Source organism: Inquilinus ginsengisoli (assembly GCF_050434925.1).
Classification (GTDB): Bacteria; Pseudomonadota; Alphaproteobacteria; order DSM-16000; family Inquilinaceae; genus Inquilinus; species Inquilinus ginsengisoli_B.
The window spans coordinates 3,301,963-3,326,065 of the sequence record NZ_JBNDJK010000001.1 but is presented as its reverse complement, the minus strand read 5'-3'; the positions used below and the strand labels follow the sequence as shown (position 1 = coordinate 3,326,065).

Annotated in this window: 18 protein-coding genes; 6 read left to right on the top strand and 12 right to left on the bottom strand. The window is 68.2% G+C overall.

What is annotated here, in order from left to right:
- Genes QFZ27_RS15775 through QFZ27_RS15765 form a run of 3 tightly spaced genes read left to right on the top strand, consistent with a single transcriptional unit; the run spans position 1 to position 2,988 of the window.
- Complete coding sequence (locus QFZ27_RS15775) at positions 1-729, top strand: ATP-binding cassette domain-containing protein (RefSeq protein ID WP_429227324.1); 729 nt, start codon at positions 1-3, stop codon at positions 727-729.
- Positions 729-1,427, top strand: a complete 699-nt coding sequence (locus QFZ27_RS15770; RefSeq protein WP_429232463.1) for an ABC transporter ATP-binding protein — start codon at positions 729-731, stop codon at positions 1,425-1,427. The genes QFZ27_RS15775 and QFZ27_RS15770 overlap by 1 nt, the downstream gene beginning before the upstream one ends.
- Before the next feature lie 46 nt (positions 1,428-1,473).
- Positions 1,474-2,988 carry an amidase gene (locus QFZ27_RS15765; RefSeq protein WP_429227323.1) on the top strand — a complete coding sequence of 505 codons (1,515 nt, stop codon included), beginning with the start codon at positions 1,474-1,476 and terminating at the stop codon, positions 2,986-2,988.
- A 44-nt stretch (positions 2,989-3,032) separates the two neighbouring features.
- On the opposite strand, the gene QFZ27_RS15760 is transcribed toward QFZ27_RS15765, so the two are convergent.
- The 11 genes from QFZ27_RS15760 to QFZ27_RS15710 form a co-directional block, all read right to left on the bottom strand.
- Positions 3,033-3,905 carry an HpcH/HpaI aldolase/citrate lyase family protein gene (locus tag QFZ27_RS15760; RefSeq protein WP_429227322.1) on the bottom strand — a complete coding sequence of 291 codons (873 nt, stop codon included), beginning with the start codon at positions 3,903-3,905 and terminating at the stop codon, positions 3,033-3,035.
- Positions 3,906-4,109: 204 nt separating this feature from the next.
- Positions 4,110-5,615, bottom strand: coding sequence for an FGGY-family carbohydrate kinase (locus QFZ27_RS15755; protein WP_429227321.1), 1,506 nt, complete (start codon positions 5,613-5,615; stop codon positions 4,110-4,112).
- A complete protein-coding gene (locus QFZ27_RS15750; RefSeq protein WP_429227320.1) occupies positions 5,612-6,460 on the bottom strand; it encodes a class I fructose-bisphosphate aldolase in 849 nt (282 codons plus the stop codon). Before QFZ27_RS15750 ends, QFZ27_RS15755 begins: the two co-directional genes overlap by 4 nt.
- An 11-nt stretch (positions 6,461-6,471) precedes the next feature.
- Positions 6,472-8,172, bottom strand: a complete 1,701-nt coding sequence (locus tag QFZ27_RS15745; protein WP_429227319.1) for a glycerol-3-phosphate dehydrogenase/oxidase — start codon at positions 8,170-8,172, stop codon at positions 6,472-6,474.
- 265 nt (positions 8,173-8,437) lie between these two features.
- Entirely contained in the window at positions 8,438-9,430 is a 993-nt protein-coding gene (locus QFZ27_RS15740) for an aldo/keto reductase (RefSeq protein ID WP_429227318.1), read from the bottom strand.
- Complete coding sequence (locus QFZ27_RS15735) at positions 9,414-10,394, bottom strand: sugar-binding transcriptional regulator (protein WP_429227317.1); 981 nt, start codon at positions 10,392-10,394, stop codon at positions 9,414-9,416. The genes QFZ27_RS15740 and QFZ27_RS15735 overlap by 17 nt, the downstream gene beginning before the upstream one ends.
- 5 nt (positions 10,395-10,399) lie before the next feature.
- Positions 10,400-11,371: an ABC transporter permease gene (locus tag QFZ27_RS15730; protein WP_429227316.1), complete on the bottom strand. Its 972-nt coding sequence runs from the start codon at positions 11,369-11,371 to the stop codon at positions 10,400-10,402.
- A complete protein-coding gene (locus QFZ27_RS15725; protein WP_429227315.1) occupies positions 11,368-12,918 on the bottom strand; it encodes a sugar ABC transporter ATP-binding protein in 1,551 nt (516 codons plus the stop codon). Before QFZ27_RS15725 ends, QFZ27_RS15730 begins: the two co-directional genes overlap by 4 nt.
- 69 nt (positions 12,919-12,987) lie before the next feature.
- The gene (locus tag QFZ27_RS15720) at positions 12,988-14,013 is read right to left on the bottom strand and encodes a substrate-binding domain-containing protein (protein WP_429227314.1); all 1,026 of its coding nucleotides are present in this window, start codon (positions 14,011-14,013) and stop codon (positions 12,988-12,990) included.
- 461 nt (positions 14,014-14,474) lie between these two features.
- Entirely contained in the window at positions 14,475-14,873 is a 399-nt protein-coding gene (locus QFZ27_RS15715; RefSeq protein WP_429227313.1) for a RidA family protein, read from the bottom strand.
- Positions 14,874-15,270: 397 nt separating this feature from the next.
- Complete coding sequence (locus QFZ27_RS15710) at positions 15,271-19,260, bottom strand: nSTAND3 domain-containing NTPase (RefSeq protein ID WP_429227312.1); 3,990 nt, start codon at positions 19,258-19,260, stop codon at positions 15,271-15,273.
- Between the two features lie 218 nt (positions 19,261-19,478).
- Between QFZ27_RS15710 and QFZ27_RS15705 the strand changes: the two genes are divergently transcribed.
- Complete coding sequence (locus QFZ27_RS15705) at positions 19,479-20,387, top strand: hypothetical protein (RefSeq protein WP_429227311.1); 909 nt, start codon at positions 19,479-19,481, stop codon at positions 20,385-20,387.
- A 215-nt stretch (positions 20,388-20,602) separates the two neighbouring features.
- Here the strand turns inward: QFZ27_RS15705 and QFZ27_RS15700 are convergent, their stop codons facing one another.
- Positions 20,603-22,102 (bottom strand): CoA-acylating methylmalonate-semialdehyde dehydrogenase, encoded by a 1,500-nt coding sequence (locus QFZ27_RS15700; protein WP_429227310.1) that lies wholly within the window; start codon positions 22,100-22,102, stop codon positions 20,603-20,605.
- A gap of 93 nt (positions 22,103-22,195) precedes the next feature.
- On the opposite strand from QFZ27_RS15700, the gene QFZ27_RS15695 reads away from it, so the two are divergent.
- Both QFZ27_RS15695 and QFZ27_RS15690 read left to right on the top strand, forming a co-directional pair.
- The gene (locus QFZ27_RS15695) at positions 22,196-23,083 is read left to right on the top strand and encodes a LysR family transcriptional regulator (RefSeq protein WP_429227309.1); all 888 of its coding nucleotides are present in this window, start codon (positions 22,196-22,198) and stop codon (positions 23,081-23,083) included.
- Positions 23,084-23,240: 157 nt separating this feature from the next.
- Positions 23,241-23,995, top strand: a protein-coding gene (locus tag QFZ27_RS15690; protein ID WP_429227308.1) for an IS5 family transposase whose coding sequence is annotated in 2 segments (ribosomal slippage) — positions 23,241-23,579 and positions 23,582-23,995 — 753 coding nt in all. Because the reading frame shifts where the segments join, the coding sequence is not laid out codon by codon here.
- The last annotated feature ends 108 nt before the right edge of the window (positions 23,996-24,103 follow it).

The window sequence follows — 24,103 nt, the reverse complement described above, 5'->3', positions numbered from 1 at the left end:
ATGGCGACGCCGGTCCCCCTGCTCGAGACCAAGGCCCTGACCATGCGCTTCGGCGGCGTGACCGCGGTCAGCGAGGTCGACTTCACCCTGCGCGAGGCCGAGCTGCGCTGCCTGATCGGGCCGAACGGCGCCGGCAAGAGCACCTTCTTCAAGATGCTGACCGGCCAGCTCGCCCCCAGCGCCGGTACGATCATGTTCCGCGGCCGGCCGGTCGCCGGCGCCAGCCCGCACCAGATCGCCCGGCTCGGCGTCGGCATCAAGACCCAGGTGCCGAACGTGTTCAACGGGCTGTCGGTGCGCGAGAACATCTGGCTCGGCGCCCGGCGCACCCACACGCCGCTGCGCACGGCCGCGGTGGTCGACGAGGTGCTGGAGAAGATCCGGCTGACCGCGAAGGCCGCGACCCTGGTCGGCCAGCTGTCGCACGGCCAGCGCCAATGGGTCGAGATCGGCACGGTGATCGCGGCCGATCCGGAGTTGATCCTGCTGGACGAACCGGCGGCCGGCATGACCCATGACGAGGTGCTGCGCACCGCCGAGTTGATCCGCGAGATCAACCAGTCCCGCGCGCTGGTGGTGGTCGAGCACGACATGCAGTTCATCCGGATGATCGCGCGGACCGTCACGGTGTTCCACCAGGGCCGGGTGCTGCTGGAGGACACGGTCGACGCGGTGCTGCGCGACGGCCGGGTGCGCGACGTCTATCTCGGCAAGAAGGTCGCGGCGTGATGCTGAGGGTCCAGGGCCTGCACGGCGGCTACGGCCGCATCCCGATCCTGGCGGGGGTCAGCCTCGCGGTCGAGGCCGGGGAGTCGGTCGGCATCCTCGGCCACAACGGCATGGGCAAGACCACGCTGATGCGCACCCTGATGGGCTACCTGCCGGCCACGGCCGGGACGGTCAGCTTCGAGGGCCGCGACATCACCAGGGCGCCGACCGCCGATCGCGCCCGGGCCGGGATGGGCTTCGTGCCGCAGGGGCGCGAGATCTTCCCGAACCTGTCGGTGATGGAGAATCTGCGCATGGGCATGGCCGCCGCGCGCGAGGACCGCACCGTGATCGACGAGGTGCTGACCGAGTTCCCGCGGCTGCAGCGACTGCTCGACCGGCGCGGCGGCGCGCTGTCGGGCGGCGAGCAGCAGTTGCTGGCCCTGGCGCGCTGCCTGTGCATGCGGCCGAAGCTGCTGCTGCTGGACGAGCCGACCGAGGGCATCCAGCCCTCGATCATCGAGGAGATCGTGGAGACGCTGGATGGGCTGCGCGCCCGCCGCGGCCTGACCCTGATCCTGGTCGAGCAGAATCTCGATTTCATCGCCGCGCTGTCGCAGCGGATCCTGACCATCCAGAAGGGCCGGATCACCGGCAGCCTGGCACCCGAGCAATTCCGCGACCCCGAGCTGGTCGCCGAGTTCGTCGGCATGGCGTAGCCACCCGCACCACCGTTCCGCCCACACCCGATAGGGGAGCACAGCAATGGCCGTCACCCGTCCGTCCGTTCCGCAGCTGGTCGACATCGCCGCCGGCCTCGGCATGCATCTGACCACCGACCAGGCGGCGGAATACCTGTCGCTGATGGCCGGCAGCTTCGCCGCCTATGACGTGGTCGACGCGCTGCCGGACGAGGTGCCGGCGGTCAAGTATCCGCGCACGCCCGGCTATCGGCCGGGCCCGGCCGAGAATCCGCTCAACGCATGGTACTGGAAGAGCGAGGTCAAGGGCGCCGCGGGCGGCAAGCTGGCTGGCAAGACGGTGGCGCTGAAGGACAATGTCTGCCTGGCCGGCGTGCCGATGATGAATGGCGCCTCGACCCTCGAAGGCTATGTCCCGAACATCGACGCCACCATCGTCACCCGCATGCTCGATGCCGGCGCCACCATCCTGGGCAAGGCGGTGTGCGAGTATTTCTGCCTGTCCGGCGGCAGCCATACCTCCGAGCCCGCGCCGGTGCACAACCCGCGCAAGCGCGGCTATTCGGCCGGCGGCTCCTCCTCCGGCAGCGGCGCCCTGGTCGCGGCCGGCGCGGTCGACATGGCGATCGGCGGCGACCAGGGCGGGTCGATCCGCATGCCCGCCGCCTTCTGCGGCATCTATGGCATGAAGCCGACCCATGGCCTGGTGCCCTACACTGGCGTGATGCCGATCGAATCCACCATCGACCACACCGGGCCGATGACGGCGACGGTGGCCGACAACGCGCTGCTGCTGGAGGTGCTGGCCGGCCCCGACGGGCTCGACCCGCGGCAATACGCGCCCAAGGTCACCTCCTACACCGGCGAGCTCGACCGCGGGGTGAAGGGCATGAAGATCGCCGTCGTCACCGAGGGTTTCGCCGGCGCCAACCTGGAAGCGGATGTGAAGGAGAAGGTGCTGGCCGGGGCCGAGCGGTTCCGGTCGCTCGGCGCCGAGATCGCCGAGGTCTCGATCCCCGAGCATCTGGTCGCCGCCTCGATCTGGACGCCGATCGCGCTGGAAGGCCTGCAGTGGCAGATGATGCTGGGCAACGGCATGGGGATGAACTGGAAAGGCCTCTACAATGTCGGCCTGATCGACGCCCATGCGGCGTGGCGGGAGCGGGCCGACGACCTGTCCGAGAGCCTCAAGATCTCGATGCTCACCGCCCAGTACTTCATCAGCCACTACCGCGGCCGCTACTACGCCAAGGCGCAGAACCAGGCCCGCCGGATCAAGGCGGCCTACGACGCCGCCTTCGCGCAGTACGACCTGCTGCTGATGCCGACCCTGCCGATCAAGGCGACGCCGCTGCCGGAGCCCGGCGCCTCGATCACCGAGATCGTCACCCGGGCTTTCGAGATGATCGGCAACACCTCGCAGTTCGACGTCACCGGCCACCCGGCGATGTCCCTGCCCTGCGGCCTCGGCAGCGGCCTGCCGATCGGGCTGATGCTGGTCGGCAAGGACTATGCCGAAGCCACGATCTACCAGGCCGCTGCGGCCTTTGAGGCCAGCGGCGACTGGACGAATTTCTGAGGAGGACGGCCGCGACTGAGCGGCGCTGCGCTGGGGTCCTGACCTCAGCGATCGCCGCCGGCACCTGAATTGGGACCAGGTGCGGCCCGTCCCAGCATGCGCCGGGCCCGCTCCACGACCGGCGCGTCGACGAAGCGCCCGTCGACCAGATAGGCGCCCTTGCCCTCGCGACGGGCATCGGCATCGGCCTCGACCACCTTGCGGGCCCAGGCCAGTTCCTCCTCCGACGGGGCGAACGCCTGGTTGAGGATCGGCACGACGGCGGGATGGATGCAGCTGGCCCCGTCGAAGCCGAAGGTCCGCGCCTCGCGCGCGGACGCCGTCATCGCCTCGACGTCGCGGTAATCGGCGACCGAGCGCAGCAGGCCGTAGGAGCGCAGCCCCGCCGCCTTGGCGGCGTAGTGCAGCAGCAGCTTCGGCAGCCGCAGAGTCTCCGGCGTCGGCACGGCGCCGGTGGCGGTGGCGAAGTCCTCCGAGCCGAGGGCCAGCGCGACGACCCGGGGGCCGGCGGCGATCGCGCGGGCGTCCAGCAGCGCCGCCGGATCCTCGATCAGGGCGATGAACTCCATGGCCGGCCGGCCGAGGTCCCGCTCGACCGGATCGAGCCGCCCGGCCAGCTCCGCCAGCTCGGCCGCGGAGCCGGTCTTGGGCACCAGCAGCCCCGCCGCGCCGGCGCGGCAGGCGGCCTCCGCGTCGAGGAAGCGCAGCTCCGGCTCGGCGTTGATCCGCACATAGACCACGGCACCGGATTGCCCGGCCTGGACGACGCTGTCCGCCAGCGCGTCGCGCGCCGCCGCCTTGCGGGACGGCGCGACGGCATCCTCGAGATCGAGGATCACGACGTCGGCGCCGCGGGTGTGGGCCTTCTCGATGAAACGCGGCTCGGAGGCCGGGACGTAGAGCAGCGAGCGGATCATGTGGTCTGTCCCGTCATCTGTGCGGCCTTGCGGGCGGCCTGTACGGCTCGGCGGTTGCTGCTGCGTTCGGCGAGCTCGGCCGAGATCGCCTGCGCGCCGATCCTCGGCAGTGCGAGGGTATGCGCGACATCGACCCGGCGACAAGGTCTCGGACGTCCACATCGAGCTCAACGGCGCCGTCGGCCGTGCTGGCCTGCAGCGCGATCAGGCCTGGCCGAGGTCGCGCAAGGCCGCCCAGTGCGGCGCCAGGCTTTTGCCGACCGCCTGCCACAGGGCGAAGCGGCGCTGATAGAAGCCGGCCAGGCAGGGATCGGGCACGATCTCGCGCGACGGCGCCACCATCGCGGCGGCGGCCTCGTCCAGGCTGTCGTAGCGGCCGGCGCCGGCCGCGGCGGCCATGGCGGCGCCGAGCGCCCCGGTCTCCGCCTGCGCCGCGACCCTGACCGGCAGGCGCAGCACGTCGGCGATCATCTGCGGCCAGACCGGGCTGCGGGCGCCGCCGCCGGAGATGGTGATGCCGCGCAGCCGGGCGCCAGCGGCGAGCAGCTTCTCGACATGAGCGAGATGGGCGAAGGCGACGCCTTCGAACACCGCCCGCACCATGTCGCCGCCATCGTGCCAGCCGGCCAGGCCGAAGAAGCCGGCCCGGGCCGACGGATCGCCCGCCGCGCCGTAGAGATAGGGGTGGTACATCGGCCCGTCGGCCTTGGCCGGCGCCGCGGCGGCCAGGGCATCGGCCAGGGCGAAGGCGCTGCCGCCCTGCCGCCGGGCATCCTGCGCCAGCAGGTGATGGGCCAGCCATTCGAGATTGGCCGCCGAGGTGGCCGAGTTCTCCATCGACAGGAAGCGGCCGGGGGCGATGCCGGCCGACATGAACACCCCGTCCAGCGGGGCGTCGACCACCACCTGGTTGATGCTCCAGGTGCCGAGGATGATCGAGGCCTGGCCCGGCCGGGTGACGCCGGCGCCGACGGCGCTGGCCACCACGTCGAAGAAGCCGGCCACCACCGGCGTGCCCTCGGCCAGGCCGGTGCGGGCCGCAGCTTCCGCCGTTACCGTGCCGACCTTGTCGGTGGGCCAGTGCAGCGGCGGCAGCTTCGCGGCGACGCCGCCGAGCCCGTAGATCTCCAGCAGCCCGTCATCGTAGCGGTTCTCGGGCAAACGCAGCAGCCCGGCCCCGCCCATGTCGGTGATGTCGGTCGCCACCCGCCCGGTCAGGGCGTGGACCACCAGGTCCTTGCACATCAGCACATGGGCGGCGCGGGCCAGCACCTGCGGCCGGTGCCGCGCCATCCAGGCCAGCAGCGCCGGCGTCTGCGACGGCCAGGGCCGCTGCAGGCAGATCGCCGCCGCCGCCTCCCCCACCCCGGCCGCCGTCCACTCCTCGACCAGCCCGGCGGTGCGGGAGTCGAGCGACTGGATCGCCGCCAGCGGCCCGCCATCGGCGTCGAGCAGATAGAGGCCGTTGCCGTGGCCCGAAGTGCCGATGCCGGCGATGTCGCGGCCGTGCAGGCCGCTCTTGTCCAGGAGCTCGCGGACGAGGTCGGCGAGATCGGCACGCAGGCGGCCGATGTCGCGCTCGACCATCCCCGGCTCCGGGCTGTGGCCGCCGGTGTCGCGATGGGCGCAGGCCAGCTCGCGCCCCGCATCGTCGAACAGCAGCGCCTTGACCCCGGTGTTGCCGGCGTCGATGCCGAGCCAGGCGCTCATCGTCCGCCACCGTTGCGGTAGATCGACCAGGCGGCGTCGGCATCCGCGCCGTCATGGATCATCGCCATCAGCGCCGCCACCACGGCGCCGGGATTGTCGTGCTGGTAGATGTTGCGGCCATAGACCATGCCATGCGCTCCCTGCCCCATCAGCGCGGCCGAGGTCTCGAACACCCGCCGCAGGTCGGCCTTGCCGCCGCCGCGCACCAGCACCGGGCAGCGCGCCGCCTGGACCACGTGGCGGAAATCGGCCGGGTCGTCGGTCGGATCGGCCTTGACGATGTCGGCGCCGAGCTCGCGCGCCAGCCGCACCAGGGTGACGATCTTCTCGGTGTCGCCGTCGACCAGATAGCCGCCGCGCTCGTTCGGCTGCATCACCAGCGGCTCGACCATCAGCGGCATGCCGTATTTCTCGCAGTCATTGCCGAGCCGGCTGATGTTCTGCACGCATTGCCGGAACAGCCCCGGCTCGTCCGGCAGCATGAACAGGTTCACCACGACGCAGGCCGCGTCAAGCCGCAGGGCCGGCAGGATCGGGTCGGCCTCGTTCTGCAGCAGCGCCCACATCTCGCGATGGCGCTGGCGGTTGTACGGGTTGCCCATGTCGACCCGCATCACCAGCGCCGGACGGTTCTGCCCCGGCATCGACTGCAGCAGGTCGGCCTGGCCGTAATTCATCTGGATCGCGTCCGGCCCGGCCTCGGCCAGCATGCGGACCACGCCCGCCATGTCCTCCAGCCCGGCCATGAAGGAGGGCTCGTTGCAGACGCCGTGGTCGATCGCGACGTCCAGGCAGCGGCCATTCCGCATCAGCCGGTTCAGGCGGACCTTCTTGGTCAGATACATTGGAGTCCCCATCAATGTTGCGCAGCCTGCACGCGGTGGCGGCGGGCCATGATGCCGTCGAAGCGGGCGGCGGCGGCCATGGTCTCGGCCTCGGTCCAGTCGAGGGCGGCGGCGACCAGGCCTCCGGCCTCGGCGACCAGGGCCGGCGTGATCCGGCCTTCCATTCCCAGCAAGGTGCGGCGCAGCAGCAGGTCGCCGATGTCGCGCACCCGTTCGGTCTCGATCAGGTATTGCAGCTCGCGCCGCGAATAGTCGGGCGCGGCGGCGACCGGCGCGTCCGGCCCCTCGCCGAGGAAGCGGGCGACGGCGATGGCGCGGCTGCCGTAGCGCTCGCTGAGATCCTGGAAGCGCGCCAGCGGCAGATCGGCGGCGGCGGCCTGGTCCCGCTGCCAGCGCGATCGGGTGTCGGCGTCGCGCGGAAAGCCCCGGCCGCCGCCAATCGCTAGGTCGTGGGTGCCGACCCGGCGCGGCCGGCCGAGCTGGGCCAGGGCCAGGTCGGCGACCTCCTCGCCGAAGGCGCGGAAGGTGGTCCATTTGCCGCCGATCAGGGTCAGCACGGCGAAGGGCAGCGCGCCCGCCGGGTCGACCTCGACCGCATGGTCGCGGCTGATCCGCCCGGTCGCCTCATCCTCGCTGACCGGCAGCGGGCGGACGCCGGTGAAGACATGGACGATCTCGTCCTCGCGCACCTCCAGCTCCGGGAAGATGCCGGCCAGCGCTTCGAGCATGTAGCGCTTCTCGTCATCCAGGCAGACCGCGTCGTCAGGGTCGTCGATCCGGATGTCGGTGGACCCGACCATCGCCGCGTTCGCATGGTTGAAGGCGATGCAGATGCGGCCGTCGCCGTTCTCGAAATAGATCATCCGGTCGCCCAGCGCCTCCTGCAGCGCGGGGTTGCGGATCATCAGATGCGAGCCCTTGGTGCCCTGGACCCGGCGGCGGTTGGTGGCCGGGCCGATGGCGCCGCCGACGAGATCGACCCAGGCCCCGGTGGCGTTGACCACCACGCGCGGCGCGATCCGCCCGCTGGCGCCGGTCAGCCGGTCGCGCCAGGCCAGGCCGTCGCCGTCGCGGCCGGTGATCTCGGTGTAGGAGAAGGCGCGGGCGCCGGTCTCGGCCTCGGTGTCCAGCAGCAGCTCGATGCCCAGCCGCTCCGGCTGGGTGACGCGGGCGTCATAATACAGCACCCCCGCCACCGCCCGCCGGGTGATGCCCTTGGCCAGCCGCTGCAGCTTGACCCGGCCGATGCCGCGGTGCCGCGGCATGGTCCGGCTGCGCCAGGACAGGATGTCATAGAGCGCGAGCCCGGCCCGGATCATCAGCCCGGGCCGCGCCTTCGGCCGGTCGGCGATGCCGAGGAAGGCCCCGATCGTTGCCAGCGTGCCGCGCAGCCGGGCCGTCACCGGCACCAGGGTCGGCAGCGGCGAGACATAGTGCGGCGCGTTGCGCAGCAGCCGGTCGCGCTCCTGCAGCGACTGGCGGACCAGCCGGAACTCGCCGTTCTCCAGGTAGCGCAGGCCGCCATGCACCATGCGGGACAGGGCGGCGCTGGCGCCGGAGCAGAAATCGTCGCGCTCGACCAGCACCACGTCGATGCCCTGCAGCGCCAGCTCGCGGAAGGTGCTGATGCCGTTGATCCCGCCGCCGATCACCAGGACATCGGCCCGCTCGGGGATGGCCCGCTGGGGGATGGCCGAGCCATTGCCGGTCATTGTGTCGTGTCCAGCAAGAAGGCGGGCAGCGACATCGATCGAACATAAAGTGAGTCCCCCCTCCCCTCGCGGGAGGGGGTTAGGGGGAGGGGGTTCTCTCGGATCGAACCAGCCCGGACTGCCGCAAACCGGCACGGACGGCGAACTGGGTGCCCTGCCCATTCGCGCGCGGACGCGCGCAGACCCCTCCCCCTGCCCCCCTCCCGCAAGGGGAGGGGGGACTCAAAAGGGGCAATGTGTGAGTTGGACATTCCCAAAGCCGATCCTAAGCAGCCGCCGCGACCGGGCCGAGATGGGTGGCGATGGCGCGGTCGATCGCCGCCAGCTCGTCCGCCGCCAGGCGCAGCTCTCCCGCCCGCGCATTCGCCCGGGCCTGGTCGGCGTTGCGCGCGCCGCACAGGGCGAAGGTGATGCCGGGCTGCGCCAGGGTCCAGGCGATCACCACATCGGCGACCTCCACCCCATGGTCGCGGGCGATGCCGCCCAGATCCGCGGCGAAGGCAGCGACCAGGCGGCGGTTCTCGGCCGAGAAGCGCGGATTGGTGCGGCGCAGGTCGTCGCCGTCGAAGCTGCGCTCCGGCCCGATCCGGCCGGTCAAGAGGCCCAGCGCCAGGCTGGAATAGCTGATCACGGCGATGCCGGCCTGGCGGCAGGGCGGGATCAGCGTCCGCTCGAGCCCGCGGTCGAGCATGTTGTAGGCCTCCTGCACGCAGTCGACCGGACCGGCCGCACGGTAGGCGGCGAGGTCCTCGACGCTGGCGTTGCTGATGCCGATCGCGCGGGTCTTGCCCTCGGCCTTCAGCGCCAGCAGCGCCGCCATGGTCTCGGCGATCGGGGTCGTCGGGTCCTGCCAATGGGTGATCAGCACGTCGACATGGTCGGTGCGCAGCCGGCGCAGGCTGGCCTCCAGCTCCGCCCGCACCGACTCGGCGCCGAGATAGCGGTGGATGGTCTTGTCGTCCTGGCCGACGAAGGGGCGGCCCTTGTCGGTGTCCCAGACCAGGCCGCATTTGGTCACCAGCACCACCTCGTCGCGCCGCCCCTCGACCGCCCGGCCGACCAGATCCTCCGCCCGGCCCAGGCCATAGGCCGGCGCGGTGTCGATCAGGGTGACGCCGGCATCCAGCGCGGCGCGGATCGCCGCGACCGAGGCGTCGTCATCGCCGCCGCCCCACAGCCAGCCGCCCATGGCCCAGGTGCCGAGCCCCACCGCGCTGGCGGGGATCCCGCTGGCCCCGATCTCACGCTGCATCTGCATCCTTGCCCTCCAGCTTTTCGACGACGGCGCGCGCCGTCCGGTCGTCCGTGATCAAATGGCCCAGCGCGCCGCCACGCAGCACCGCGGCGATGGCCCCGACCTTGCGCTCGCCCGAGGCGACCGCGATGCGCCGCGGGATCCCCGCCAGCTCGTCCAGCGTCAGCGCCACCAACCGGCGGTTCGACGGGTGGTCGCAGGGCCGGCCGTCGCGGTCGACCAGATGGGCCAGAAGCTCAGCCTCGGCCCCGACGCGCTCGATCGCGCCGCGGTCGGCGGTGTCCGACAGGGTCAGGTAGGTGGCGTGCTCGTCGCGCACCGAGCCGATGCCGAACAACGCGACGTCGGCCGACCGCGCCATGTCGAGCACGCTGCGGATGGTCGATACCGACAGCAGCGCCGCCCGCTCCGCCTCGTTCGCCGCGAAGATCGGGGCGTGCAGCTGGTAGGCCTTGCCGCCCAGCTTCTCGGCCAAAGCGACGGCGACATGGTTGACGTCGGTGCGGAACTTGCCCTGGACGCCGCCGGTGGCCGGCACGACGCGGACGTCATAGGCCCGCGGCGGCGCCAGCGCCTCGATCGTGGCGCAGAGGGCGACGCCGCCGGAGACGGCGATGGTCATGCCGTCGGCCAGGCCTTCCAGCAGCGTGGTCGCCGCCGCCTCGGCCGCCGATTTCAGCACGATCGCCGGGTCGGTCGAGACCGCGGCCACCGCCACGGCCGAATCGAGGCCGCCCAGGCGCTTCAGCGTCACCGACAGCCCCTCCTCCGCGTCGAAGGGCGAGCGGATGCGGATGTCGACCAGCCCGCGCTCATGCCCCTCGCGGATCATGCGGTTGACGCTGGCCGGCGAGATGCCGATCTCCGCCGCGATGTCGGCCTGGGAGCGGTGCTCCTGGTAGAACATCACCAGGACGCGGTGGATGTTTCGCAGTCGTTCGGATTCGCTGTAGAGCGGGCGCGGCATCGGTCTCAGCCCCGGGCTTTGTTCATGTTGAGGAGGTGATCGATCGTCACCGCCACCAGCAGGATGGCGCCGCGAATGATGTCCTGCCAGTACACCGGCACGTTGAGCAGGATCAGCGACGACGTGACCAGCGACAGCAGGGCCGCCCCCAGCACCGCGCCGGCGATGGTGCCGGACCCGCCGTTCAGGCTGGCCCCGCCGATCACCGCGGCGGCGATGACGCTGAGCTCCATGCCGACGCCGAATTGCGGGGTGGCCGCGCCGAACCGGGCCATGTAGATCACCCCGGCGACGCCGGCCAGCGTGCTGCACAGCGTGGCGCAGATGATCTTGGTGCGCCTGGTGTCGATGCCGGAGAAGCGGGCCGCCTTCTCGTTGCTGCCGGTGTAGTAGACCCGCCGGAACAGCACCGATTTGCGCAGCAGCACGTCGAACACGGCGATCAGCACCAGGAAGATCAGGATGACGAAGGGCAGGCCGCCGAGGTTGCCCTGGCCGATGAACTTGAATTCCTTCGGCAGCGAGAACAGCGACTGCGGCGTGCCCTGGGTCAGCAGCAGGCTGAGGCCGCGGGTGATCACCATGAAGGCCAGCGACACGATGAAGAAGTGCAGCCCGATGCGGGTGACGCACAGCCCCATCAGGAAGCCGATGGCACCGCAGCACGCGACCGCGATCAGGCTGGCCGACCAGGGGTCGAGCCCGGCCAGGAACAGCGTGCCGCCGATCACCATCGACAGGCAGACCACCGATCCGACCGACAGGTCGATGCCGCCGACGATCAGCAGGATGGTCATGCCGATGACCACGATCCCCTCGATCGAGAAGGACAGCAGGATCGCCCGCATGTTCGACAGGGTCAGGAAATAGGGCGACGCGAAGCTCATCGCCACGAACAGCAGGGCGATGATGGCCAGGAGGCCGAATTCGCGGACCCGGACGACGCGCATCATCGGCGCCACGGCGGCCATGCTCATCTGATGTCTCCCATGGCGGCACGGCGCGGCGCGCCCTGCCGGTGGTGCTGGTCACCGAGGCCCGAGGCCAGCTGCATGATCGCCTCCTCGGTCATCCCGTCCGGCCCGAGCTCGCCGGCCAGGCGACCCTCATGCAGGACCAGGATGCGGTCGCTGATGCCGATCAGCTCCGGCAGCTCGGATGAGATCGCGACGATGCCGGCGCCCTGGTCGGCGAGCTCGCGCAGGATGGCGTAGATCTGCGCCTTGGCGCCGATGTCGACGCCGCGCGTCGGCTCGTCGACGAACAGCACGCGGGGGTTGACCGCCAGCAGCCGGGCCAGCGCCACCTTCTGCTGGTTGCCGCCGCTGAGCGTCGCCACCGGCTGGTGCACGCCGGCGCAGCGGATGCCCAGGCGCTGGCGCATCGCCTCGGCCAGCGCCGCCTCGCGCCGGCGGCTGACCATGACCGGGCCCGACACCAGGCGCAGGTCCAGCGACGAGACGTTCTGGGCGATCGACAGGTCGAGGAAGACGCCGTTGCCCTTGCGGTCCTCGCTCAGATAGACCAGCCCCTGCCGGATCGCGGCGGGGTAGTCGCCCGGCGGCACCTCGGCGCCGTCGCAGGTGACCCGGCCGGCAGCGCGCCGGGCAAGGCCGCAGATCGCCTGCACCGTCTCGGTGCGGCCGGAGCCGATCAGCCCGCCGAGGCCGACGATCTCGCCCGGCCGGACCTCGAAGCCGACATCGCGGACGATGCCGCCGTCGGACAGGCCCTCGACCCGCAGCAGCGGGGCGCCGGCGGCCGGGCCGCGGCGCGGCGGGTACAGGTCCAGCAGCGGCCGGCCGACCATCTTCGCCGCCACCTGCTCCGGCGTCGTCGCCGCGGTCTGCAGCGTCTCGACATAGGCACCGTCGCGGAACACGGTGATGCGGTCGGCGATGGCGAAGATCTCGGCCATGCGGTGGCTGATATAGATGATGCCGATGCCGCGCGCCTGCAGGCCGCGGATGATCGCGAACAGCGCCTCGGCCTCCGCCTCGGTCAGCGCCGCCGTCGGCTCGTCGAGGATCAGCACCCGGCAGTTCAGGGTCAGGGCCTTGGCGATCTCGACGATCTGCTGGCTGGCGATCGGCAGCTCGCCGGCCCGGACGTCCACGGGGACCGGATGCAGGCTGGCCAGCACCGCCTCAGCCCGCCGCTTCAGGTCGCGCGTGTCCAGCCACAGGCCGCGCCTGAGGCCGCGGCGGCCGTTGGTCTCGGCCATGAAGATGTTCTCGGCCACGGTGGCGTCGGGGCAGAGCGCGATCTCCTGGTGCACCAGCCCGATGCCGAGCGCCTGGGCCGCGGCCGGGCTGGGGATCCGCACCGGCTTGCCGTCCAGGCTGACCGTGCCGCGGTCGGGCTGGTGCACGCCGCCCAGGACGTTCATCAGCGTCGACTTGCCGGCGCCGTTCTCGCCCATCAGGGCGTGCACCTCGCCGGCCTGCAGCTCGAACCGCACGCCGGACAGCGCGCGGACCGGGCCGAAGCTCTTGGCGATGTCGTGGACGGAGAGCAGGGACATGGGACGTCGAAGGCTTTCCTGGTCGCGGAGGCCGGCCGGGACGGTCCCGGCCGGCGGGCGGATCGGCGATTACTCGTCGATGCCCTTGGTGCCGCGGCGCTGCAGATACTTGTCCCAGTAGAAGTTATCGGCATTGGCCGCCGTCACCACCGCGTAGCCATTGTCGATGAACGGGATCACCATCGGGTTCCGGCCGGCGCCCTTGGCGTCGTTCATCGGGTCGATCAGGTCGGGATGGGCGGCGAGATACAGCGCCATGAAGCCCATATAGCCCTGCATGCCCTGGTTCGGGTTGACCGAGCCGAACACCTGGCCGGCCTTGATCATGTCGAGGATCTTGGCGTTCACGTCGGCGGTCATGACCTTGATCTTGCCGCCGAGCTCGACGCTGGCCTGGGCGGCGCCGAGGGCCGAGTTCGCCTCCGGCATGAACAGCGCGCCGAGATTCGGGTTGGCCTGGGCCATCGACAGCACGGCCTGGTAGGCCTTGTTCGGGTCCTGGTTCGAGGCGGCGCGGGCCACCAGCTTCATGTCCGGCCACTTCTCCTCCATCCGCTTGATGAAGGCGGCGACGCGGCGGTCGTGGTTGTCCTGGCCCGGATTCTCCAGCACGCCGTATTCGCCCTTGCCGCCCATCGCCTCGGCCACCGCGTCGGCGGCGCCCTTACCCTCGAGGTCGTTGTTCGAGGTGATGAAGGCGGTGCGGTTCGAGTTCGGCGAATCCGCGGCGAAGGTGACGATCGCCGTGCCCTGCTCGATGGCGCGGTTGATCGGCTCGATGAACGGGTCGGAGTTCATCGGATGCACCAGGATGCCCTTGGGCTGGCGCGCCAGGATCTGGTCGAAGCTGGCGATCTGCTTGGTGACGTCGTAATCGGGCGTGCCGGTGTAGATGGTCTCGCAGCCCATCTGTTTGCCGGCCTGCTTGAACATCTCGTAGACCGGGAACCAGTACTCGACGCCCGAGACCATCACGTTCATGGCGTAGAGCTCGCCGGGTTCGCAGCGGAACGGCTCCGCGGCTCCGGCCGGGGCGGCGGACAGCACCGCGCCAAGGGCGGCGCCCGCCAGGATCCGGGTACGCAAGGTCTTCATCTCTCGTCCTCCCTAGCTCCGGCAGCGGCATCCGCGGCCGGTTGTTGATGTATATTTCAATGACTGAAATTTCTTCCCTTCAACAAAGCGGGCTTTGCCGTCGGCGTCAAGCGCTTTGTCGGAGGGCAAGGAAAAAGGGGCGCGCCGGCGGAACCGGCGCGCCCCTTGGGGTCGATCGAGGATGGACGACTTGAGCATGATCATTTCAGGTCAATCACGCCGGCGCACACCCGGCCGAAGATGACCAAGATGCCAAGCATCTTCGTATTGCCTCTCCCGCCTGGCGGGAGAGGTCGGGCTCGCGCAGCGAGACCGGGTGAGGGCGGACCGGGCCTCGACAAAAGGTCTCACCCGGGCCGCTCCGCGCCTTCGAAGGCCAGCAACGGCATCGACCGACAGAAAAACGAGTCCCCCCTCCCCTCGCGGGAGGGGGTTTTCGCCGTCAAACCCGAGCCTGGCCTCTAACCAGCCTGCGGGATGCGCGCGATGACCTTGATCTCGAAATCGAAGCCCGCCAGCCAGTTCACGCCGACCGCAGTCCAGTTCGGGTAGGGCGGCTCGCCGATCGCCTTCAGCCGGATCGGGCCGATCGTCTCCCACTGCGCGGCCGGATCGGTGTGGAAGGTGGTGACGTCGACGACGTCCTCGAAGGTGCAGCCCGCGGCCTTCAGCACGGAAGCGAGATTGTCGAAGGCGAGCTGGACCTGCTTGGTGAAGTCCGGCTCGGGCGACCCGTCCTCGCGGCTGCCGACCTGGCCCGAGACGAACAGCAGATCGCCCGACCGGATCGCCGCCGAATAGCGGTTGATCTCGTAGAGCGCCTGCCGGCCGGCAGGGAAGATCGCATCGCGCTTGGCCATCGTTTCACTCCTGTGCAGACAAGGCCGGGCCGCCCGGCCGGCGCGACGATCGCCCGGCTTCAGGGTTCAGGCCCGCTGACCGGGACGAGCATTCACATACGTCCCGTATGCCGGCATATCGGGACATACGCCGCGTATGTCAATACGCATACGCGACGTATGCTCTTTGAACCGTGTGAATCGAGGCCGGGTGATTCGTTCGGCAAAGCCGATAGAATGTCGAGCAACGATGAGGCGTTCCATACCTCCTGGCTATTGCTCATGGGATAGCCGCGGGGGACAATATCTGGCGACCGATCGGTATCGTGCGGAGCGGCGGAGCTATCGCCAGCTCCTTTACATCTTGTTCGTGAAGCAAGCGCTCGCCCCGACCCTGCGATGGGCAAGCAACGATGCTTCATCGTCTTTGCCCTTCTGTCTTTCGCTCGGGCTTGCCGGTTCTGGCTTTCATGTAGTTGAGCACCTCTGCGCACGCGTCATGATCACCCAAATCGGAAAAATCTAAATCGTCGATTTTGGATGGTGCGCTCCTCAACACCCAAGCCACCGCCCGATGGCCGGCAGGCAGCATTGCTACGATTTCTTCGGCAACCCGACGGTCGCGATCTTTGAGGTGCCAGACGATTGGAAGCAGAAGGACTTTTCGCTTGGCGTTAGCTGCCAGATCTTCCGCCACCGCGCGAATTGCCGAGACGTCTGCGCGCCGGCCCAAAAGCGCTGCGAGGATAGTTGCAACGGGCGCATACCTAGTGGCGACCAGAGGTGAGCTGATGGCGTTGATAACTCGTTTCCCAAGTGTTTCACCGGCCCGATGCAGGGCCTCGGCTGCCAATACCCTCACTGACGTTCGTCCTGGCCGAACCGCGAGATCAAAGAGCCTCTTCTGGCTAGCGACGCCTGATTCTGCCATCAACTGGAAAACTGCGCGCCGCAGTTTGGGATCGGAAGTGTCAGTCGCAATGTTGAAGAGGGCTTTTCCTGCCTCATCTCCGAGCGGCTTCAGAAGGAGCAATGCATCAACCGCCTCTCGTGCAATCGGATAGTCGTGGGATTCATTACCCCATCCTATCCCATTTGCCGTCCATCGATCGCTCGCGAGCTTGAGCAGCGTAGCTTGGTGATCAGTATGGGGTTTCGTCTTGAGCAACTCCACAAGCGCCCGTCGGACTGGACTGGCGCGGTGGAAAGCAAGTGCGAGGACGCGCTCAGGCAGAGGTGCTGCGAGCGGCGTCGCGACGGCCTTCAGGGCGAGTGCCGCCACATGGGCGAACCGGTGATCGAGCGCCGCCTCCACCTGCGCGTTCATTTCACGATGAATTGCTATCTTTATCGCAAGAACCGCGGTATCGGGGTCATCCTCTGTTACAAGAGCCCAGGTGACGTCTTCCTCAACCAGCAATCCGACGCTTGCGTCCAGCAGAAGCCGGAGTGAACGCACCTGGCGGCCCGCATCCGCGGTCGTGGTGAGTACGTCGCGTGCCACCGTGGAAAGGACAGGTATCTTGTCCCCCTCCAGCGCGACTTCCGCTGCGACGATGTCTCCGTATGGATCAGGCAATTGCGCAGCTGCTGCTGCCGCAGCAGCGATATGCTTCTCACCATCGCGCGAGCCGCCACCGAGCAGATAGGCAACCCCACGACCTATCTCAATGACACGACTGACCGCCCGTTGTCCGATGAGCTCGGCCACAATCCTGGGAAACGACTGAATGTCGTGTTCGATCAGGCACGTCAATGCCGCCCGCTCAATATTGACATCCGGGGATCCGTTGCGGAGCCTGTCCTCAAGTGAAAGACGATATCGTGAATCCCATCTCTTGAGGAGTACAACCCAGAGGTCATCTTCGTCCTTCGTGCCAAAACCCGCGGCGAAGGCACTAGCGAACTCCTGATCGTCGAACCGGCCTTGGCGCGCATCGGTGACCAGGATACGAAGCCAGTATGGCCGCAACCAATTCGCATGCCGATGTTGCACGATGTGCTGCCAGCCTATGGCCTCGCGGACGCGCTCAAGGTAGGCAACTAGGAATTGATCAGCGGTATAGCCATCATCATTGTGCTGGAGATACTCTACATAATCCTCGCTGTAGACTCCGTTAATAATATCGAGCCGCTTTTCTGCAGAATCCTGAAGATCCTTCGGCGTCGGCGTTAGAACGTCGACAGCCATATCAACAATTCTCTCAAATCCGCCGATATCCGCCAAAGCACCACGGGAAATAGCCTCATCGGATTCAATGTATCCGAAATGTACTGCTGTATCTGCTGCCTCAAGAAATGCACTCGTCAACCCAGATGAAAGCTGAGTGAGTTCATCTGCAAAATCTTCTGGATAGTAGATACGATCGTACGGCAAAATTGTCCGAATAAAGTTTTCAAGTACAGATTTAGTCGATGGATCGCTCTTGCGCGCGGAGTACCAAACAGTACTGAGTTTCGGCTTTGCCCAGGTGGTCAGATCGGGTAGGGACTCACCTCGTCGATTCAGCAGGAAGCGTGCAATTTCTGCAACGTTGCTCGCTTTGGAACCTGCGCGAGCGGCAAGTTCGAGGTGAGGTTGGAAGTCTGCTCCTTCTACGAGTCTCTCCTCCAGCCAAGCATCAATCTTAGCACTGGCGTCATCGCTCAGCAGAATTCTGAACTGATCGGCCGCATGGGCCATGATGCGAACGGCCGTGCCTGTGTCAGGCAACGAGCCTGAAACGAGGAGATCGACCAGTCGACGTAGCGTTTGGCGAACAAGTTGACGATGATCCTTGAGCGTTCGCTCGATCCCTGCTTCGACGCGCGGGTGGTAGTAAGCGAGCGCCCCTTCATCGCTTTGGCGCAAATTCCGCGCGGCCACAAAGAAATTGACGAGAGGGGACGCGCCTTCTCCCATAGCCGCATCGATATCTGCAAGGCGATCATCAATCTCAGCTAGCATTGCGGGCTCTATCGTACCGTTCGCAGTAAGAAGCGCCCATATGACCGCTGCAGCACGCACATCGCCTCGGCTCTCGATTTGCTCGATCACTGTTTGTTCGATCGAGTTTTGATGCGCACGCTTAATTGCCTCAGCGACATATACCGGTGGATTTATTAGACCGGCCCGATCCTGCGTGCGCAACGCGTCGAAGAACTTCTGGATCTCAAGGGGGGTTGCGAGCTCATCAAGCACCTTATTTCGTGAGCCGCGAGCGAGAGGCTGCAACTCACTTGGCAGGCTCTCGATGCGACTTTCATAGAGTCGGCGTCGCTCGCGCGCCTGATAGTTCTCCGCCTCAAGCGCAACGGTCCAGCGTTGTACCTTTGAATATTCGTCCGATGCCTTAGCCACATCGAGTCTAGATGTCGCGATGACCATCCGCTCGGGCCTGGCGCCTGAGAGGGCTTCCGCTACGCGAAACCTCCATGGGTTATTCTCGCGATCGAAAGCGATCTTGCCCCAAGGGTCTTCGATGTCGAAGAGGACCGGTCCAAGCGTTACGTCGTCACGCAACTGCGAAGGACCGGACCGAATCGGCACGCGGGTCAGACCGGGAATTTCCTTGCGTAACTCATCATACAGTTTTTTGGTTGCCAGTGTTTTGCCTGTGCCCGATTGGCCGATGATAATGCCAGCCGACTCTCTCGCCATGACAGCGCGCAGATCGCCCCAATTTGTGGGATGGACGTAGTGTTCGAGCTCAGGTGAATTTGCCAGATAGCCTTCGTGCCGGCGTATGACATCCTCTAACTGGTCGCGGCTCCAGTGACCGCCCGCTGCCCCCGCAATCCTGCCGCGAGCATCCTGTCGCAGCCTGTTACGGCAGTCCTCCAACTGCGCTTTGGGTATGTGACAGCCCTCGATAAGCAGCCGATCGATGTCCAGGCGCAGGCGCTCGTCGTCCTGGTTAGCGATGACAGCCACGCGGCCTGAAATATCGTGATCGATCCCCTTTCTGATTGCGCTCGGCATGACCCCAGGCTGGGGCCAAGCTCCTACTCGCCGCCGCACTAGTTTGCGAGCGTCGCCATTAACACCCGCACTGGTGACCAGGAGATAGCGGCAATTGGCCTTTTTGAGTCGATCCGCGGCTGAGACTCGCTTCTCGCCGCCGTGGGTTAGGAGTGTCTTGAGCGTTGTCGGCGTCCAAGCGTCGCCGCTGCGGCGCTTCGCCTGCACGATGAGCGTATAGCTCGTCATCGACACACGATTGACCAGCCGCCCAGGCTCGGAATAGGCGAGCGTCGCCTCTAGGTCCTCCTGAGTTGCTGGCTCCAGGACCATGGTCTCTGCCCATCGGCTGAGGACGACGAGGTCCAGGGCGAGCCAGACCGAGACATCAATTTGATATTCATAACCTAGGATCGAGGCAGCACCCGACCCGCTTTCTTCCTCTTCCGAGGCGTCGTCCTGGTTCAAGTTTGGAATCCTTCTTCGTCGTCGATATAGAGCAAACTTCAATCTCGTGGAAAACATTACTATCTCACTGACTTCCCCAAAACCGTCGCCCAAAAGCTCGCGCCCGGCTATACTGTGCGAGCCGGCCGTACATCAGCCGCGCGGCCCAACGACCCCGCCCAATCAGTAAACACAATGTTCATTGCGCTCGCCTGCGCGACTCGTTCATGATACGTTCCATGAAGGAGATCCCTGCCGATTTCGACGTTCAGGCCTATGGCCGCGGCTGCACGCTGCAGCAATGCGAGATGCTCACGCGTCTGGCCGAGATCGGCATGCAGCTGGCCGAGGCGGCCGGTGCCCGCGCCCTTGCCGCCCAGGCGCCGGGCACTCAGGCTTCGGCTCAGGCCGAGGTCCCGGCTGCTGATGGGACCGCCGAGGCGTCGGACGGGCATCCCCCGGCGGCTCACCCCCCGGCTGAGGCCCAGCCTCCGGCCGGAGACCCGGGCCTCGCCTTCGCCCGCTACGCCCATCTGGTGCGCCAGACCCTGGCCCAGCGCGCCCGCGCCGTGCAGGACCTGTGCGCCCGCGACGGCGGCCGGGAGGCCCGCCGCGCCCGCCATCGGGAGGAGGTCGAGGACGTCATCATCCGCCTGATCGGGGCCGACCGTGGCACCGACCGCACCCCCTTCGCCGATCTCAGGATGCAGCTCGACCAGGCGCTGGTCGAGCTCTATGGCGACCAGGACGACCCGGTCGAGGACCGCACGGTCCCGTCGGTCGTGGCCGGCCTGGTCTGCGGTCTCGGCCTGGTCCGGCAATGGCGCCGCCGGCAGCCGCGCTACGAGAACGGCCGCCCGGGCCTGCCGGCCGGCACCCCAGCCGAGATCCGGGCCGAGCGCGCCCGCCGCCGGACCGCGGTCGTCGCCATGACCGAACAGTGCATCGCCGAGGTCGGCGACCCCGCCCGGATCGCCGACCTCAAGGCCGGGCTGGCGGTCCGGCTGCAGGAGCCCGACATCGACAGGCTGCTCGATACCGCCAGCACCGAGAAGGCCACGGTCCGCCTCTGCCGCTCCCTCGGCATCGACCTCCACTCCGACCTCTGCCTCGAGAACGGCCCCGAGGTTCCGCCCGATAGCAGTTGAGCGCCGCCCCTCTTTCGAGTCCCCCCTCCCCTCGCGGGAGGGGGCTAGGGGGAGGGGGTTTTCGCCGTCATGACCGGCCTGAACTCCGGCGATCCGGCCGGACCGCCTGTTCCTTGCGCATTCGCGCGCGGACGCGCGCAGACCCCTCCCCCTGCCCCCCTCCCGCAAGGGGAGGGGGGGACTAGGAAGGAATGGTTCAGAGGCAGGCGGGACGCTTACTTCATCGTCGGCATCACGAATTCGGCGCCGGCGCGGATGCCGGTGGGCCAGCGGGTGGTGATGGTCTTCAGCCGGGTGTAGAAGCGCACGCCCTCCGGCCCGTGCATGTGGTGGTCGCCGAACAGCGACGACTTCCAGCCGCCGAAGGAGTGGAAGGCCATCGGCACCGGGATCGGCACGTTGACGCCGATCATGCCGACCTGGATCTGGTGCGCGAACTCGCGCGCGGCGTCGCCGTCGCGGGTGAAGATCGCCGTGCCGTTGGCGAATTCATGGCCGTTGATCCAGCCGGCCGCGGTCTCGTAATCCGGCGCGCGGACGACCGACAGCACCGGCCCGAAGATCTCCTCGCGGTAGATCTTCATGTCGGTGGTGACGTGGTCGAACAGCGTGCCGCCGATGAAGTAGCCGTCCTCATAGCCCTGGCGGCGGAAGTCGCGCCCGTCGACCACCAGCTTCGCCCCTTCGGCGACGCCGGAGTCGATGTAGCCGCGCACCTTGTCGAGATGCTGCCGGGTGACCAGCGGCCCCATCTCGGCCTCCGGGTCGGTGCCGGGGCCGATGGCCAGGGCGCGGACCCGCGGCTCCAGCCGCGCCAGCAGGGCTTCCGCCGTCTTCTCGCCGACCGGCACCGCGACCGAGATCGCCATGCATCGCTCGCCGGCCGAGCCGTAGGCGGCGCCCATCAGCGCGTCGACCGCCTGGTCGAGATCGGCGTCCGGCATCACGATCATGTGATTCTTGGCGCCGCCCAGCGCCTGGCAGCGCTTGCCGGTGCGCGCCGCGGTCTCGTAGATGTAGCGCGCGATCGGGGTCGAGCCGACGAAGCTGATCGCGGCGATGTCGGGGTCGAACAGCAGCGCATCCACCGCCTGCTTGTCGCCATGCACGACGCTGAACACGCCGTCGGGCAGCCCGGCCTCCTTCAGCCAATCGGCCAGCAGCAGCGAGGCCGAGGGGTCGCGCTCCGACGGCTTCAGGATGAAGCAGTTGCCGCAGGCCAGCGCCACCGGGAACATCCACATCGGCACCATGGCCGGGAAGTTGAACGGGGTGATGCCGGCGACGATGCCCAGCGGCTGGCGCAGCGCGTGGCTGTCGACCCGGGTGCCGACATTCTCGGTGAACTCGCCCTTCAGCAGCTGCGGCGCGGCGGTCGCGAACTCGACCACCTCGATGCCGCGCTGGACCTCGCCGCGGGCGTCGCTCAGCACCTTGCCGTGCTCGGCGGTGATGGCGGCGGCCAGCTCGTCGGTGCGCTCCTCGAGGATGCGCAGGAAGCGGTTCAGGATGCGGGCGCGGCGCAGCGGCGTGGTGCCGGCCCAGCCGGGGAACGCCTCGCGGGCCGCGGCGACCGCGGCGCGGACGTCGTCGACCGAGGCCAGGGCGACGCTGCCGCTCTGCTGGCCGGTGGCCGGGTTGAAGACCGGGGCGGTGCGCCCGCTGCTGCCCGCGAACCGGCGGCCGGCGATGAAATGATGGATCTCGGTCGGCATTGTCGTCTCCTCCACTGCTGCCGGCAGCTTCCCGCTTTACCCGGCGCGCATCAACGCACAGGATCGAGCAACCGTTGTGCGGGATTTGAAGTCATGGACTGGGACCATCTGCGCGTCTTCCTGGCGGTCGCCCGGCACGGCCAGTTGCTGGCCGCGTCGCGCAAGCTGGGGCTGAACCACGCCACCGTGGCCCGCCGGCTGGATGCGCTGGAGGCCGATCTGGGCACGGTGCTGTTCGACCGGCGGCCGGCGGGGTCGGTGCTGACCCAGGCCGGCGAGCGCCTGCTGCCGGTGGCCGAGGGCATCGAAACCGCCCTGCTGGGCGCGGCGGAAGGGCTGCGGGACGACGAGGCGGAGGTGGCGGGCACGGTGCGCATCGGCGCGCCGGACGGCCTCGGCAACCATTTCCTGGCGCGCGAGCTGGGGCGCTTCGCCCGGCAGTATCCCAGCCTGACGATCGAGCTGGTGCCCCTGCCCCACAGCTTCTCGCTGTCGCGGCGCGAGGCCGATTTGGCGATCGGGCTGGACCGGCCGGTGGAGGGACGGCTGATCGTGTCGCGGCTGACCGATTACAGCCTCGGGGTCTATGCCGCGGCCGACTATCTCGCCGCGGCGGGCACGCCCGCGGATGCGGACGGCCTGGCCGACCATGTCGTGGTGACGGGGGTCGAGGACTACGCCTATGCCCCGGCGCTGGACTATGCCTGGGCGCTGGAGGACCGGTCGACCCGCCGCTTCCGCTGCGCCAGCGTCACCGGGCAGATGGAGGCGGTGCGGGCCGGCATCGGCATCGGCGTGCTGCACGATTTCGCCGCCGCCGACATGCCCGGGCTGGTGCGGATCCTGCCGGAGATGGGGTTCCGCCGCAGCTACTTCATGCTGTCGCATCCGGACAGCGCCGGGCTGCGGCGGGTGGCGTTGTGCCGGCAGTTCATCGCCCGCCGCTTCGAGGAGGAGCGCCGGCGCTTCCTGCCGGCATGACTGAAACGGGTCCGGACCCATCGGTCGAAAGCAAAATGAGTCCCCCCTCCCCTCGCGGGAGGGGGCTAGGGTTAAAACCCAATCATCCTCTTGATGAAGTCGGTGAATCGTGATTCACCCGGATCCCGGATCGACCAGAAGGGAGCGGGGACGACTGATGAGCAATCTGTTCTGGCTCAACGACGAGCAGTGGGCGGCGATCGAGCCGTTCATGCCGACGAACCAGCCTGGGGCGCGGCGCCAGGACGACCGTCGCGTCATGTCGGGCATCTTCCACGTCTTGAGGACCGGCTGTCGCTGGCAAGATTGCCCCGGGGCGTATGGCCCGGCCACGACCATCTACAACCGTTTCAACCGCTGGTCGCGCAAGCGCTTCTGGACGGGCATGCTGGAAGCGCTCGCCAGCGCCGGTGCGGCGACCAACGCCGTCGCCATCGACGCCACCTACGTGAAGGCCCAGCGCGCCGCCTATGGCGGAAAAGGGGGGCCAAGGCGCAGGCCATCGGGCCTTCGCGCGGTGGGAACACAACGAAGATCCATGCGCTCACCGACGTGATCGGCCGCCCTTTCGTCGTCGACCTCACGCCCGGCAACGTCGCCGATGTGACCGCTGCGCCGAAGTTGATCGAGCGGGCGGCGGGCTTGGGCTATCTCATCGGCGATAAGGGCTACGATGCCGACGGCCTGCGCGCGATGATCCGCGCCCGCGGCGGCCGGCCAGTGATCCCCGGCAAGGCCAACCGCAAGCGCAAGATCCCGCTCGACAAGGCTCGCTACAAATCTCGCCATCTGATCGAGAATGCTTTCGGCCGATTGAAGGACTTCAGACGTATCGCCACTCGCTACGACAAGCTGGCCCGAAACTTCTTGTCCGCCGTCGCCCTCGCAACTTTGCTTGTCTTCTGGATCTGATTGAGTCTGGAGCCTAGGGGGAGGGGGTTTCGAAGCCCGGAACCGGCCCGGACTCTGGCGATCCGGTCCCGATGGCGAAACCCGTCCTTCGCATTCGCGCGCGGACGC

What these genes read in the sequence shown, in the direction of transcription:
- QFZ27_RS15725 (WP_429227315.1), bottom strand. Translation starts at nt 12,918, where the DNA reads ATGTCCCTGCTCTCCGTCCACGACATCGCCAAGAGCTTCGGCCCGGTC.
- QFZ27_RS15735 (WP_429227317.1), bottom strand. Translation starts at nt 10,394, where the DNA reads ATGCCGCGCCCGCTCTACAGCGAATCCGAACGACTGCGAAACATCCAC.
- QFZ27_RS15770 (WP_429232463.1), top strand. Translation starts at nt 729, where the DNA reads ATGCTGAGGGTCCAGGGCCTGCACGGCGGCTACGGCCGCATCCCGATC.
- QFZ27_RS15765 (WP_429227323.1), top strand. Translation starts at nt 1,474, where the DNA reads ATGGCCGTCACCCGTCCGTCCGTTCCGCAGCTGGTCGACATCGCCGCC.
- QFZ27_RS15745 (WP_429227319.1), bottom strand. Translation starts at nt 8,172, where the DNA reads ATGACCGGCAATGGCTCGGCCATCCCCCAGCGGGCCATCCCCGAGCGG.
- QFZ27_RS15760 (WP_429227322.1), bottom strand. Translation starts at nt 3,905, where the DNA reads ATGATCCGCTCGCTGCTCTACGTCCCGGCCTCCGAGCCGCGTTTCATC.
- QFZ27_RS15755 (WP_429227321.1), bottom strand. Translation starts at nt 5,615, where the DNA reads ATGAGCGCCTGGCTCGGCATCGACGCCGGCAACACCGGGGTCAAGGCG.
- QFZ27_RS15730 (WP_429227316.1), bottom strand. Translation starts at nt 11,371, where the DNA reads ATGAGCATGGCCGCCGTGGCGCCGATGATGCGCGTCGTCCGGGTCCGC.
- QFZ27_RS15715 (WP_429227313.1), bottom strand. Translation starts at nt 14,873, where the DNA reads ATGGCCAAGCGCGATGCGATCTTCCCTGCCGGCCGGCAGGCGCTCTAC.
- QFZ27_RS15740 (WP_429227318.1), bottom strand. Translation starts at nt 9,430, where the DNA reads ATGCAGATGCAGCGTGAGATCGGGGCCAGCGGGATCCCCGCCAGCGCG.
- QFZ27_RS15720 (WP_429227314.1), bottom strand. Translation starts at nt 14,013, where the DNA reads ATGAAGACCTTGCGTACCCGGATCCTGGCGGGCGCCGCCCTTGGCGCG.
- QFZ27_RS15775 (WP_429227324.1), top strand. Translation starts at nt 1, where the DNA reads ATGGCGACGCCGGTCCCCCTGCTCGAGACCAAGGCCCTGACCATGCGC.
- QFZ27_RS15700 (WP_429227310.1), bottom strand. Translation starts at nt 22,102, where the DNA reads ATGCCGACCGAGATCCATCATTTCATCGCCGGCCGCCGGTTCGCGGGC.
- QFZ27_RS15695 (WP_429227309.1), top strand. Translation starts at nt 22,196, where the DNA reads ATGGACTGGGACCATCTGCGCGTCTTCCTGGCGGTCGCCCGGCACGGC.
- QFZ27_RS15705 (WP_429227311.1), top strand. Translation starts at nt 19,479, where the DNA reads ATGAAGGAGATCCCTGCCGATTTCGACGTTCAGGCCTATGGCCGCGGC.
- QFZ27_RS15750 (WP_429227320.1), bottom strand. Translation starts at nt 6,460, where the DNA reads ATGTATCTGACCAAGAAGGTCCGCCTGAACCGGCTGATGCGGAATGGC.